Origin of the sequence: Streptomyces sp. NPDC050743, assembly GCF_044456925.1 — a bacterium.
GTDB lineage: Bacteria > Actinomycetota > Actinomycetes > Streptomycetales > Streptomycetaceae > Streptomyces.
Window position 1 is genome coordinate 145,821 of sequence record NZ_JBITGJ010000009.1, and the last position, 13,115, is coordinate 158,935.

Sequence of the window (13,115 nt, forward strand, 5' to 3'; positions counted from 1 at the left end):
ACTTGTTCTAGATTAGCGTCCCGACGTAGTCTCGCGGGACAGCGCAGGCAGAAGGGGGCACGGAGTGACCGCTGAGGCCCGTGTGGCGGGCGTCGATCAAGGCCCTGCCACCGACGGCGAGCGACCGCTCGACATCGCGCTCCTCACCTATAAAGGGAACCCGTTCTGCGGCGGCCAGGGCGTCTACGTACGGCATCTCTCGCGGGAGCTGGCCCGGCTCGGGCACCGGGTCGAGGTCATCGGCTCGCAGCCGTACCCCGTGCTCGACGAGGGGTGTCCCGGACTCACGCTGACCGAGCTGCCCAGCCTCGACCTCTACCGCCAGCCCGACCCCTTCCGCACCCCGGGGCGGGACGAGTACCGGGACTGGATCGACGCCCTGGAAGTCGCGACGATGTGGACCGGCGGCTTTCCGGAGCCGCTGACCTTCTCCCTGCGCGCGCGCCGCCATCTGCGCGCCCGGCGCGGCGAGTTCGACGTCGTCCACGACAACCAGACCCTCGGCTACGGGCTGCTCGGCGACATCGGCGCGCCCCTGGTGACCACCATCCACCACCCCATCACCGTCGACCGGCAGCTGGAGCTGGACGCGGCCGAGGGCTGGCAGCGCCGCTACTCGGTGCGCCGCTGGTACGCCTTCACCCGGATGCAGAAGCGCGTCTCGCGCCGGCTGCCCTCGGTCCTCACCGTCTCGGGGACCTCCCGGCAGGAGATCGTGGACCACCTCGGCGTCCGCGACGACCGCGTGCACGTGGTCCACATCGGCGCCGACACCGATCTGTTCGCGCCGAATCCGGCCGTGCCCGAGGTGCCGGGCCGGATCGTCACCACCTCCAGCGCCGATGTGCCGCTCAAGGGGCTGGTGTTCCTGGTGGAGGCGCTGGCCAAGGTGCGCACCGAGCACCCGGCCGCCCATCTCGTCGTCGTCGGCAAGCGCCCCGAGGAGGGGCCGGTCGCGGCGGCGATCGAGCGGTACGGCCTCGAAGGCGCCGTCGAGTTCGTCAAGGGCATCTCCGACGCCGAACTGGTCGACCTGATCCGCTCGGCCGAGGTCGCCTGCGTGCCCTCGCTGTACGAGGGCTTCTCGCTGCCCGCCGCCGAGGCCATGGCCACCGGCACCCCGCTGGTCGCCACGACCGGCGGCGCGATCCCCGAGGTCGCCGGCCGCGACGGCGAGACCTGCCTGGCCGTGCCGCCCGGCGACGCGGGGGCGCTGGCCGCGGGGCTCGGCCGGCTGCTGGGGGACCGCGAGCTCCGGGTGCGGCTCGGCCGCGCCGGCCGTGAGCGGGTGCTGCGGAAGTTCACCTGGGCCCGCGCCGCGGAGGGCACGGTGGCCCACTACCGCGAGGCCATCGCCCGCTCCGCGGACGCCCACCGCACCGCGGCGGGCGTCAGCCGCTCCGCGCCCCGGACTTCCGGCCGCTCCGCGACCGCACCGAGCGTCGCCTCCGCGACCCCGACGAGCGTCGCCTCCGCGGCCTCGGCAAGTGTTGTCTCTTCCGAAAGCAGGGCCACGTGCTGACCGTCGACTTCTCCCGGTTCCCGCTCGCCCCGGGCGACCGAGTCCTGGACCTCGGCTGCGGGGCCGGCCGGCACGCCTTCGAGTGCTACCGGCGCGGCGCCCGGGTCGTGGCCCTGGACCAGAACGGCGAGGAGATCCGCGAGGTCGCCAAGTGGTTCGCGGCGATGAAGGAGGCCGGGGAGGCACCCGAGGGCGCCACCGCCACGGCCATGGAGGGCGACGCGCTCGCCCTTCCCTTCCCGGACGAGTCCTTCGACGTGGTCATCATCTCCGAGGTGATGGAGCACATCCCCGACGACAAGGGCGTGCTCGCCGAGATGGTCCGCGTGCTCAAGCCGGGCGGCCGTCTCGCTGTCACTGTGCCGCGCTACGGGCCGGAGAAGGTCTGCTGGGCGCTGTCCGACGCCTACCACGAGGTCGAGGGCGGCCACATCCGCATCTACAAGGCCGACGAACTCCTGGCGAAGATCCGCGAGGCGGGCCTGAAGCCGTACGGCAGCCATCACGCGCACGCGCTGCACTCGCCGTACTGGTGGCTGAAGTGCGCGTTCGGCGTCGACAACGACAAGGCGCTGCCGGTGCGGGCGTACCACAAGCTGCTGGTCTGGGACATCATGAAGAAGCCGCTCGCCACGCGGGTCGCCGAGCAGGCGCTGAACCCGCTGATCGGCAAGAGCTTCGTGGTCTACGCGACCAAGCCGCACCTGCCGCGCCTCGCCGAAGAGGCGGCCGCCGAGTGACCACCCCCCGGACAGAACACCTCGTCCTGCCCGGGGTCCTCACCGCCGGGCAGGCCGCCGCGACCGTGCGCGGCATCCTCGCCGTGCAGCGGGAGGACGGCGCGATCCCGTGGTTCCGCGGGCATCACCTGGACCCGTGGGACCACACCGAGGCCGCGATGGCGCTGGACGCGGCCGGCGAACACGAGGCCGCCGAGCGGGCCTACGAGTGGCTGGCCCGGCACCAGAACGAGGACGGCTCCTGGCACGCGGCCTACGCCGACGGCGCCCACGACGACGTCACCGACCGGGCCCGCGAGTCGAACTTCGTCGCCTACATAGCCGTGGGCGTGTGGCACCACTACCTCTCCACCGGCGACGACACGTTCCTGGACCGCATGTGGCCCTGCGTCTACGCGGCCATGGAGTGGGTGCTCGCCCTGCAGCAGCCCGGCGGCCAGATCGGCTGGCGCCGCGAGGACGACGGCACGCCCACCGCGGACGCCCTGCTGACCGGCAGTTCCTCGATCCACCACGCGCTGCGCTGCGCGCTCGCCATCGCCGAGCAGCGGGAAGAGCCGCAGCCGGACTGGGAGTTGGCGGTCGGGGGACTGCGGCACGCGATCCGCCGGCACCCCGAGCGCTTCCTCGACAAGGACCGCTACTCGATGGACTGGTACTACCCGGTCCTCGGCGGCGCGCTGACCGGCGAGGAGGCCAAGGACCGGATAGCGAAGTCCTGGGACCGTTTCGTCGTACCCGGCGTCGGCGTGCGCTGCGTGGACCCCAACCCGTGGGTCACCGGCGGCGAGTCCAGCGAACTCGCCCTGGCCCTGTGGGCGGTGGGGGAGTCGGACCGCGCCCTGGAGATCCTCCAGTCCATCCAGCACCTGCGCGATCCGGTGAGCGGCCTGTACTGGACGGGCTACGTCTTCGAGGACGACGCGATCTGGCCCCGCGAGCTGACCACCTGGACGGCCGGCTCCCTGCTCCTCGCCGTCGCGGCGCTGGGCGGCCACGAGGCGACGTGCGCCGTCTTCGGCGGGGAGCATCTGCCGACGGGGCTCGATCCGGACTGCTGTTAGGCGATACGCGGCGTGCCGCGCCCTGACGGGGCGTTTCAGTGCCGGTGTATGCGATTGGCGATGGCGTGGCCGACGAACAGGTACACCACCGCCGCGAGGCCGTAGCCGGCCACGACCCTCGCCCACGCCTCGTCGAACGTGAACAGGTCGTGGGACCAGCCGGCCAGCCACGCGGCGGCGTGGTGGATGAACTGGACCAGGCTGTTGGCGCGGTTGGCGTCCAGCAGGTACATGAGGATCCACAGGCCGAGGATCAGCGCCATGACATCGGCGACGACCGCGATGACCGTCCCGGCCTGATTCGCACTGTTGCGATATCGAGGGGACATACCTTCCGGATTGCCGGGCGGCGAGCGGTGAAACCCGGACGGCGGCGGCCGAGTGGCGTACTCGGCAGTCCTGGGTGAGGCTGCCGGAGGAAGCAGTCCGCTCGGGGAGGACACGTCCGGAGGACCCCGTGCCCGTACCCATACGGCGCCTCGTCGTGGCGCTCACGCTGAGTTGCGCCCTGCTGGCCGGTTCCACCGCCTGCGGCAGCGAGAAGAGCAGTGCGGAGGACACCGCGGCGGTCCAGGCCGTCCCGGCCGCCGACACCCCCAGCCCGACGACGTCCGCGCAACGGCAGAAGTTCGCCAAGACCCGGTTCGTGGCGAACGCCGGCCTCGCGGCGGGCGCGACCTACCAGTGGATCGTGAAGCCCTGGAAGGCGGGCAAGTTCAAGAAGGGCGCCAAGGGCCGCAAGTCGGCCCTGGTGAAGGCCGGTCTGGCCGGTGCCTTCACCTACAACCGCCTCAAGGCCGCCGAGAAGAACGCCCAGGGCGACCCGAAGCTGGCCAAGGCCCTCGCCCCGATCAGCGCCGGCATCGCGGCCCTGAAGAGCCTGCCGGCCAAGCTCCGCAGCGGTGACACGAAAGCGGCCGGCTCCTTCGACGACGTGATCAACAAGGTCAAGGACGCGGGCAGCAGCGCCGGCGCCCCGGTGAAGAACAAGGTGCCGTCGGCCTCCGAGCTCGCCAAGGGCAGCTAGCGCAGCCGGGAGTTCAGCTCCGCCAGCACCCTGAGGGAGTGCGGGTCCGGTGACAGGACCAGCAGGTCCGTCACCGGGCCCGCACGCCACAACTCAAGCCGCTCGGCGATGCGTTCGCGGGGGCCGACCAGGGAGATCTCGTCGGCGAAGGCGTCCGGCACGGCCAGCACCGCCTCCTGGCGCCGCCCGGCGAGGAACAGCTCCTGGATCCGCCGGGCCTCCTTCTCGTACCCCATGCGCGCCATCAGGTCGGCGTGGAAGTTGCGGGCGGCGTGGCCCATCCCGCCGATGTAGAAGCCGAGCATGGCCTTCACGGGCAGCAGCCCCTCGGCCACGTCGTCGCACACCTTCACCCGGGCCATCGGAGCCACCACGAACCCCTCCGGCAGCGCCCGCACCACGTCCCCGTACACCTCGGGCCGGCTCGGCGCCCAGTACAGCGGCAGCCAGCCGTCGGCGATGCGGACGGTCTGGGCCACGTTCTTCGGGCCCTCGGCGCCGAGCAGGACGGGCAGGCCGGCCCGCAGGGGGTGGGTGATCGGCTTCAGCGGCTTGCCGAGCCCGGTGCCGTCCGGCCCCCGGTAGGGCAGCGGGTGGAAGCGTCCGCCGGAGGCCACCGGCGCCTCGCGCCGCAGCACCTGCCGTACGACGTCCACGTACTCCCGGGTCGCGGTCAGCGGCGACGTCGGGAACGGGCGGCCGTACCAGCCCTCCACCACCTGCGGACCGGACAGCCCGAGCCCGAGCATCATCCGCCCGCCGGAGAGGTGGTCCAGGGTGAGCGCGTGCATCGCGGTGGTGGTCGGCGAGCGGGCGGCCATCTGGGCAACGGCCGTACCCAGCCTGATCGTTGACGTCTGTGCGGCGATCCAGGTCAGCGGGGTGAAGGCGTCCGAGCCCCAGGACTCCGCCGTCCACACCGAGTGATAGCCGAGCCGCTCCGCCTCCTGGGCGAGCGGCACATGACCGGCGTCCGGGCCGCGTCCCCAGTAGCCGAGTGCGAGACCGAGCCGCATGCGCCTGCCTCCTGACGATTCGTCAGTTTGCTGCCGGGAGGCGACTGTACGACAACGGCCCCCCGCCCGGAAGGGCGAGGGGCCGTGCGCGCCGGTTGCGCGGGGCTCAGCCGCGCTGGATGCCGGAGGTGTCCTGCAGGACGCCGCGGCGGCCGTCCTGGGTCTGCGCGACCAGCGCGGCACCGCGCTGCTCGACGGCCAAGTACCAGGTGCCGGGCGCCAGTTCGGCGATCGGCGCCGGCGAGCCGTCCTCCGCGAACAGCGGACGGGTCACCGGCACGGCGAACCAGAACGGCGAGAAGTCACCGACGGGCGGCTGCGTGGCCGCCGGAGCGCCCTGCTGCTGCCCGAACGGCTGGCCCGGCTGCGGCTGGGCGCCGTACGGCTGCTGCGGCTGGGCGCCCGGGTAGCCGTAACCACCGGGCGGCTGGGCGCCGTAGGGCTGCGGGGCGACCGGCTTGGGGGCCGGCATCAGGGCGGCCTGGAGCGGCGGCGAGAGCGGGGTGGCGATCGCGGCGCCGGCGAGGACCAGAGCGGCGATGAGACCGAGGATGAGACCGGCACCGACGCTCACACCGTCCGGTGTGTCGATCAGCGACCACAGCAGCGTCCACGCCGCCAGGACCGGGAACGCGGCGCCGACCTGGCCGAGGTCGAGCCCGAGCACCTTGCGGGGCTGCGGCAGGCAGCGGTTGACGACGATGAGGACGGCACCGATGACCGCGCCCATGTAGATACCCAGGCCCATGCCCAGGTCGTCCCACGCGTTCCGGCTGGCCGAGGAGCCGAACGCGGAGTAGCTCTGGAAGGTGAGGAACGACGCGATGAACAGCACCACCGCTGCTCCGATCGCCACGCCATCGCCTCTAGTGAGGGAGCGGATATTCACTTCAGGTCCTTCGTGAGTCGTCTCGTCGTCGGTAGACACTACCGTCCGCAAGATCCGGCTGTCCGGCCGGTTCCGCCCGCCGGTCACGAACCGCGCAGGAAACTCACGATTCCCTCAGAGATCCCTTGCGCCGCCTTCTGCCGCCAGGCGCCGCTGGTCAGCAGTGCCGCGTCCTTGCTATCGCGCATGTTGCCGCACTCGATGAACACCTTGGGAACCGTTGACAGATTGAGACCGCCCAGGTCCGTGCGTGTGACGAGACCGGTACCGTTTCCGAGGTAGTTGGACGGCGGCTCGCCGGTGTCGCGCAGGTAGTTCCCGGCGACGCGCACACCGAGGTCGTGCGAGGGTCCGACGATGCGGCGGGTGTCCGCGGCGCCGGAGTGCACCGAGCCCGGCAGGATGACATGGAAGCCGCGGTTGCCCTGGGCCGATCCGTCGGCGTGGATGGAGATGGCGGCGTCGGCGTGCGCGTTGTTGCCGATCCTCGCCCGCTGGTCCACGCACGGCCCCCAGGCCGGGCTGTCGCCGTCATGGGTCAGCTTCACCGTGGCGCCCTGCTTCTCCAGCAGCGAGCGCAGCCGGTGGGCGACGTCGAGGGTGAAACGGGCCTCTGTGTAACCGTCGTTGGTGGACGTCCCGGTGGTGTCGCATTCCTTGCGGTTCGTGCCGATGTCCACCTTGCGGTTGATCTCGGCCGTGTGCTGGAAGTTGCCCGGATTGTGCCCGGGGTCGATGACGACGACCTTGCCCTTGAGCGGGCCGGACGCGGAACCTCCCGAGGGCCGCTTGCCGTCGTCCGTCGCGGCGGCGGAGGGGGAAGCCGAGCGGGCGGACGGGGAGGGCGCGGCGGACATACCGGACGCCGGAGCGGCGGAGGCGGTACGCACGCCGCCGTGACCGCTGCCGCCGCCCACCGCCTCGTACACCACCCAGCCGAGCAGCGCACCGGGCACGAGCGCGGCGAGCGCCACGGTCAGCGGGCCGCGCCGGGGCCGGCGCGGCTGCGGGGGATCGAACTCCGGGCCTAGGTACGACACGTCTGCGACTCTAACCGGGGACTCAGATACCCGTCCCCGTTCGCCGCAGGACACGCAGGGAACCGGTCACCGAGACCTCCGTGAACGCCCCGGACTCAAGTGCCCGCAGGTAGACGCGGTACGGAGCCTGCCCGGTGAACTCGTCCTCGGGCTCCGGGAAGACGTCGTGGATGACCAGAAGTCCGCCCTCGGCCACATGGGGCGCCCAGCCCTCGTAGTCGGCGCCCGCGTGCTCGTCGGTGTGCCCGCCGTCGACGAAGACGAGACCGAGCGGGGAGTTCCAGATGGCGGCGATCTGCGGCGAGCGCCCCACGAGGGCGACCACGTGCTCCTCCAGACCCGCCTTGAACAGCGTCCGCCGGAAGGCCGGCAGGGTGTCCATCAGCCCGACCTCGGGGTCGACGGTCTCGGGGTCGTGGTAGTCCCACCCGGGCTGCTGCTCCTCACTGCCCCGGTGGTGGTCCACGGTCAGCGCCGTGACCCCGGCCGCACGGGCCGCGTCGGCGAGCAGCACGGTGGACCGCCCGCAGTACGTCCCGACCTCCAGCAACGGCAGCCCCAGCCGCCCCGCCTCCACGGCGGCCGCGTACAACGCCAGCCCCTCATCCGTGGGCATGAACCCCTTGGCCGCCTCGAAAGCGGCCAGGATCTCGGGCTTGGGGGCGGCGGTCATAGGGGGCCTCTCGGTCGTACGGCTGTTCAGGGGCCCATGCTGCCGCACCCCCGGCCGCTTCTTCGACTGGGGGTGCGGCAGACGCCCCGGGCGCTAGGCGCTCACAACCTCTCCGGGCAGCGAGAGATCCAGCTCGACGGTCCGCTCCTCACCGGAATGCGTGGCGGCAGAGGCGAGCGGCCCATGGCCGGAGGCCTTCGCGGCGAGCACGTACGCCCCCTGAGCCGGCACGGCGAGCACATAGCCGCCGTCCTCGTCGGAGACGGTCGCCCCCGCCTGCCGTCCCCGCCGGTCGATCAGCGTGACCTTGGCGCGAGCGACCGGAGCACCGTCGGCACCCAGGACCCGCCCCCGGAAGCCCCGCAGCACTTCCTCGGCCCGCTCCAGCACGGCGTCCTCCTCGCTGCTGGCCCGCAGCTGCGTGTGCTGCTGCGGCCGGGAGGCCTTCGGCAGGAACAGGGCCAACAGCAGACCCGCCGCCACCGCGGCCGTGGCGATCAGGAAGGACACCCGGAAGCCGTGCATGGTCGGGATCGCGACGCCGCCCACGTTCTGCGCCGTGTTGGCGAGCACCATGCCGATGACGGCACTCGACACCGAGGTGCCGATGGACCGCATCAGGGTGTTGAGGCCGTTCGCCGCGCCGGTCTCCGAGGCCGGGACCGCGCCGACGATCAGCGCGGGCAGCGAGGAGTAGGCGAGACCGATGCCCGCGCCGAGGACCACGGAGGTGACGATCGTCTGCCAGGCCGCGTCCATCAGGCCGAGGCCGCCGCCGTAGCCGAGCGCGATGATCAGCAGGCCGATGATGAGGGTGGTCTTCGGGCCGTACTTCGCGGACAGCCGGGCGTACACCGGAGCGGTGAACATCATCGTCAGGCCCAGCGGGGCCACGCACAGGCCCGCGACGACCATGGACTGGCCGAGGCCGTATCCGGTGGCCTTGGGCAGCTGGAGCAGCTGGGGCAGGACCAGGGAGACGACGTAGAACGCGACGCCGACCATGATCGACGCGAGGTTGGTGAAGAGGACGGCCGGGCGCGCGGTGGTGCGCAGGTCGACCAGGGGCGCCTTGACCCGCAGCTCGAACAGGCCCCACAGGATGAGGACGACGACCGCCGCGGCGAACAGACCGAGCGTCGTACCCGACGACCAGCCCCAGTCGCTGCCCTTGGTGATGGGCAGCAGGAGCAGCACCAGGCCGGTGGACAGGCCGAGCGCGCCCAGCAGGTCGAAGGAGCCCTCCGCCCGCATCGGGGACTCGGGCACGACCAGCAGGGTCAGGACGATGGACAGCGCGCCGAGGCCGGCGGCGCCGTAGAACAGGGCGTGCCAGTTCGTGTGCTGCGCGACCAGGGCGGCGGCGGGCAGCGCGAGGCCGCCGCCGACGCCGATCGAGGAGCTCATCAGGGCCATGGCCGAGCCGAGCCGCTCGCGCGGCAGCATGTCCCGCATCAGGCCGATGCCGAGCGGGATCGCGCCCATGGCGAAGCCCTGCAGCGTACGGCCGACGATCATGGTGAGCAGCTGGCTGGTGAGCGCGCTGACCAGGGCGCCGACCACCATCACGGCGAGGCTGAGGATCAGCATCCGCCGCTTGCCGAAGAGGTCGCCGAGCCGGCCCATGATCGGGGTGGCCACGGCGCCGGACAGGAGGGTCGAGGTGAGGACCCAGGTGGCGTTGGAGGGAGCGGTGTCCAGCAGCTGCGGCAGGTCCTTGATGACCGGCACCAGCAGGGTCTGCATCACCGCGACGACGATGCCCGCGAAGGCGAGCACCGGGACCACGGCACCGCCCGCCCTCCGGGCCGGCTGGTCGGTCGTCGTGTGAGTCATGGAGTCGAGGCCTCCCCGTAGCGATCAGTGCTGGGTAAACCTCGTATGCACAGGCAACTATTCCGTTGCTTCGGGCCTCTAATGAATCCTTGACCAGCTCATGGGTTTCTGATTTCGCGTCAGGGCGATGCCGCGAGGGGTGTAGGACGCACGGCCGAGGCACCCGTGGTCCGAAATGCTGATGCAAGGACCGTAACCGGGTTGAGAGCATGACACCCATGCTGGAAGCCGCCGACACCACGCCCGTGATAGCCCGCCGTACGACCGCGCCGACCTGGCTGGTGGTGGCGCTCGCCTGTGCCGGGCAGTTCCTGGTAGTCCTCGACGTGTCGGTGGTGAACGTGGCCCTGCCGTCGATGCGGTCCGGTCTCGGCCTGACCGCGTCCGGCCTGCAGTGGGTGGTGAACGCGTACGCCATCGCCTTCGCCGGCTTCATGCTGCTCGGCGGGCGGGCCGGCGACCTGTACGGGCGCAAGCGGATGTTCCTCGTCGGCCTCGGCCTGTTCACGCTGGCCTCGCTGGGCGGCGGCCTCGCCCAGGAGGGCTGGCAGCTGCTGCTGGCACGGGCCGTGCAGGGACTGGGCGCGGCGGTGCTGGCCCCCTCGACGCTGACCCTGCTGACGTCCGCCGTGCTGGAGGGGGCGGCGCGGGCGCGCGCGATCGCCACCTGGACCGCGGTCGGCGCCGGCGGCGGGGCCGCGGGCGGACTGGTCGGCGGGGTGCTCGTGGACGTGCTCTCCTGGCGCTGGGTGCTGCTGATCAACGTGCCGGTGGGCGCGCTGGTGCTGGCCGGCTCGGTGCTCTGGCTCACCGAGAGCCGGGCCGGCGACGGGCAGCGCCTGGACCTGCCGGGCGCGCTGCTGGTCACGGCGGGCCTCGCGACCCTCGCCTACGGCATCTCGCAGACCGAGGCCGAGGGCTGGACCGCCGCCGCCACGCTGCTGCCGCTGCTCGCCGGGTTGGCGCTCATCGCCCTCTTCCTGCTGGTCGAGGCGCGTACGGCGGCCCCGCTGATGCCGCTCGGCCTGCTCCGGCTGCGCTCGGTCGCCGCGGCGAACGCGGCGATGTTCTTCTCCGGCTCGGCCATGTTCTGCATGTGGTACTTCATGACCCTCTACGCCCAGAACGTCCTCGGCTACACACCGTTGGAGGCCGGAGTCGCCCTGGTGCCCAGCTCGCTGTCCGTGGTCGTCGGCTCCAAGCTGGCGCCGCGCCTGATGCGGCTCGCGGGCCCGCGGACCGTGGCGGTGCTGGGCACCCTGGTAGCCGCGGCCGGCTTCGGCTGGCAGTCGACGATGAGCGCGCACGAGGCGTACCTCACCGCGATCATGGTCCCGGGGATCCTGATGATGCTCGGCGCGGGTCTCGCGGCGACCCCGCTCGCCTCCCTTGCCACGTCCGGGGCGGCTCCGGGCGAGGCCGGTGTCGTGTCGGGGCTGATCAACACCTCGCGCACGATGGGCGGTTCGCTCGGGCTGGCCGTGATGTCGACCGTCGCCGCGGCCGGCACGGACGGCGGGCACGGCCCCGAGGCGCTGACCGACGGCTATGCGCTGGCCTTCCGGGCCAGTACGGCGGTGCTGGTGGGCGGGGCGGTGCTGATGCTGCTGTGGCTGCCGCGGAGGATCTCCTCGACGTGAGGCAACGGTCCGGGCCGTCCCTGGACTCCTTGGACTCCTTTCGGAGCGGGTCCACGCCCGGCGAAGGCCCCGATCACAGCCAGCCCTGCTGCCGGGCCTCCCGCACCGCCTCCGCCCGGTTGCGGGTGCCCGTCTTGCCGATCGCGGAGGAGAGGTAGTTGCGGACGGTGGACTCGGACAGGTGCAGCTTGGCGGCGATGTCGGCGACGGTCGCCCCGTTGACCGAGGCCTTCAGCACATCGCACTCGCGGGCCGTCAGCGGACTGGGCCCGGCGCTGAGCGCGGCGGCGGCGAGCGCGGGATCGACGACGGTCTCCCCGGTGAGCACGCGCCGGATGGCCGCGGCCAGTTCCTCGACGGGCCCGTCCTTGACGAGGAACCCGGCCGCCCCTGCCTCCATGGCCCGGCGCAGATAGCCGGGCCGGCCGAAGGTGGTGAGGATCAGCACCCGGCAGTCGGGCGCCTGCTCGCGCAGCTCGGCCGCCGCGTCCAGCCCGCTGATGCCCGGCAGTTCGATGTCCAGCAGGGCCACGTCCGGCCGGTGGGTGAGCACGGCGTCCACGATGGCGTCGCCCGAGCCCAGCTGGGACACCACCTCGATGTCCTCCTCCATGCCGAGCAGCAGCGCGAGCGCCCCCCGCATCATGCCCTGGTCCTCCGCGAGCAGCACCCGAATGGACTTGGTGGTCCGGTGCTCCCGGGGCATCTCGTTCATGGGCTCAGGTTACGGCCGGAAACTCCGGCCCACCGCGGCTCCCGGCACGCTAGCCTCGCTTGCGTGCCCGAGTTCTCGACCGCGCGCTTCTACGACGAGCTGGCCGACGACTACCACCTGATCTACCCGGACTGGGAGACGAGCCTCCGCAGGCAGGGTGCCGCGCTGGACGCCCTGGTCGGCCGGGCGGGTGCGGCCGTGCTGGACTGTTCCTGCGGCATCGGGACACAGGCCATCGGGCTGGCCCTGCGGGGTCACCGGATGGTCGGGACCGACCTGAGCGTGCGGGCCGCCGCCCGTGCGCGGCGGGAGGCCGCCCGGCGCGGGGTGGCTCTGCCCACCGCCGGTGCAGACATGCGGCGACTGCCTTTCCCCGGGGGCCGGTTCGACGCCGTGGTCTGTGCCGACAACTCGCTGCCCCATCTCCTGACGGAACCGGACGTGCGTGCCGCGCTGGGGGAGATGCGGCGGGTGCTGCGGCCCGGCGGGCGGCTGCTCGTCAGTACCCGGCCCTATGACGAGCTGCTGCGCGAGCGTCCGGTCTCGACGCCCCCGCAGGTGCACGAGTCCGCCGACGGCACCGGGCGGACCGTCAGCTTCCAGCTCTGGCAGTGGCACGCGGACGGCGAGCACTACGACCTGGAGCACTTCCAGCTGCGTCCGGGCGAGGGGCAGTGGGAGGTCCGGGTGCGCCGGGCCACCTACTGGGCGCTCGGGCGGGAGCGGCTCGCCGGGTTCGCCGCCGGTGCGGGATTCACGGACATCGCCTGGCTGATGCCCGAAGAGACGGGTTTCTTCCAGCCGTTGCTCGTGGCGCGGGCAGCCGCCCTCGATTAAAGACTTGGCATCGGCCGGTGCGGCGGGGGTTGACGGTCTTCGGCGGTACTCGAACAATCGCCCCTGCATTTCCAGGAATCCGAGCAATTTCCACCGTCGAATAGGTTCGGTATTTC

The 13,115-nt window shown here is 72.2% G+C and carries 13 protein-coding genes; 6 read left to right on the forward strand and 7 right to left on the reverse strand.

Annotated features, from left to right (window positions below):
- Positions 1 to 64: 64 nt before the first annotated feature.
- Genes ACIBJF_RS13000 through ACIBJF_RS13010 form a run of 3 tightly spaced genes read left to right on the forward strand, consistent with a single transcriptional unit; the run spans position 65 to position 3,326 of the window.
- Positions 65 to 1,522 carry a glycosyltransferase family 4 protein gene (locus ACIBJF_RS13000; RefSeq protein WP_399173756.1) on the forward strand — a complete coding sequence of 486 codons (1,458 nt, stop codon included), beginning with the start codon at positions 65 to 67 and terminating at the stop codon, positions 1,520 to 1,522.
- Positions 1,516 to 2,262, forward strand: coding sequence for a class I SAM-dependent methyltransferase (locus ACIBJF_RS13005; protein WP_399173757.1), 747 nt, complete (start codon positions 1,516 to 1,518; stop codon positions 2,260 to 2,262). Before ACIBJF_RS13000 ends, ACIBJF_RS13005 begins: the two co-directional genes overlap by 7 nt.
- Complete coding sequence (locus ACIBJF_RS13010) at positions 2,259 to 3,326, forward strand: prenyltransferase (protein WP_399173758.1); 1,068 nt, start codon at positions 2,259 to 2,261, stop codon at positions 3,324 to 3,326. The genes ACIBJF_RS13005 and ACIBJF_RS13010 overlap by 4 nt, the downstream gene beginning before the upstream one ends.
- Before the next feature lie 35 nt (positions 3,327 to 3,361).
- Here the strand turns inward: ACIBJF_RS13010 and ACIBJF_RS13015 are convergent, their stop codons facing one another.
- A complete protein-coding gene (locus ACIBJF_RS13015; RefSeq protein WP_351798243.1) occupies positions 3,362 to 3,655 on the reverse strand; it encodes a hypothetical protein in 294 nt (97 codons plus the stop codon).
- Between the two features lie 128 nt (positions 3,656 to 3,783).
- Between ACIBJF_RS13015 and ACIBJF_RS13020 the strand changes: the two genes are divergently transcribed.
- Positions 3,784 to 4,353 (forward strand): hypothetical protein, encoded by a 570-nt coding sequence (locus ACIBJF_RS13020; RefSeq protein ID WP_399173759.1) that lies wholly within the window; start codon positions 3,784 to 3,786, stop codon positions 4,351 to 4,353.
- Here the strand turns inward: ACIBJF_RS13020 and ACIBJF_RS13025 are convergent.
- From ACIBJF_RS13025 to ACIBJF_RS13045, 5 genes are all read right to left on the reverse strand, one after another.
- Positions 4,350 to 5,369, reverse strand: a complete 1,020-nt coding sequence (locus ACIBJF_RS13025; protein ID WP_399173760.1) for an LLM class F420-dependent oxidoreductase — start codon at positions 5,367 to 5,369, stop codon at positions 4,350 to 4,352. The two genes, ACIBJF_RS13020 and ACIBJF_RS13025, sit on opposite strands and share 4 nt — an antisense overlap.
- 106 nt (positions 5,370 to 5,475) lie before the next feature.
- A complete protein-coding gene (locus tag ACIBJF_RS13030; RefSeq protein WP_399173761.1) occupies positions 5,476 to 6,225 on the reverse strand; it encodes a hypothetical protein in 750 nt (249 codons plus the stop codon).
- 116 nt (positions 6,226 to 6,341) lie between these two features.
- Positions 6,342 to 7,298, reverse strand: coding sequence for an N-acetylmuramoyl-L-alanine amidase (locus ACIBJF_RS13035; RefSeq protein WP_399173762.1), 957 nt, complete (start codon positions 7,296 to 7,298; stop codon positions 6,342 to 6,344).
- 22 nt (positions 7,299 to 7,320) lie between these two features.
- Complete coding sequence (locus ACIBJF_RS13040; RefSeq protein WP_399173763.1) at positions 7,321 to 7,971, reverse strand: class I SAM-dependent methyltransferase; 651 nt, start codon at positions 7,969 to 7,971, stop codon at positions 7,321 to 7,323.
- Positions 7,972 to 8,064: 93 nt separating this feature from the next.
- A complete protein-coding gene (locus ACIBJF_RS13045) occupies positions 8,065 to 9,807 on the reverse strand; it encodes an MFS transporter (protein WP_399173764.1) in 1,743 nt (580 codons plus the stop codon).
- 209 nt (positions 9,808 to 10,016) lie between these two features.
- On the opposite strand from ACIBJF_RS13045, the gene ACIBJF_RS13050 reads away from it, so the two are divergent.
- Entirely contained in the window at positions 10,017 to 11,447 is a 1,431-nt protein-coding gene (locus ACIBJF_RS13050; protein WP_399173765.1) for an MFS transporter, read from the forward strand.
- Between the two features lie 73 nt (positions 11,448 to 11,520).
- On the opposite strand, the gene ACIBJF_RS13055 is transcribed toward ACIBJF_RS13050, so the two are convergent.
- Positions 11,521 to 12,162 (reverse strand): response regulator, encoded by a 642-nt coding sequence (locus tag ACIBJF_RS13055; protein WP_399173766.1) that lies wholly within the window; start codon positions 12,160 to 12,162, stop codon positions 11,521 to 11,523.
- Positions 12,163 to 12,225: 63 nt separating this feature from the next.
- On the opposite strand from ACIBJF_RS13055, the gene ACIBJF_RS13060 reads away from it, so the two are divergent.
- Positions 12,226 to 12,999, forward strand: a complete 774-nt coding sequence (locus tag ACIBJF_RS13060; protein ID WP_399173767.1) for a methyltransferase domain-containing protein — start codon at positions 12,226 to 12,228, stop codon at positions 12,997 to 12,999.
- Positions 13,000 to 13,115: the final 116 nt, after the last annotated feature.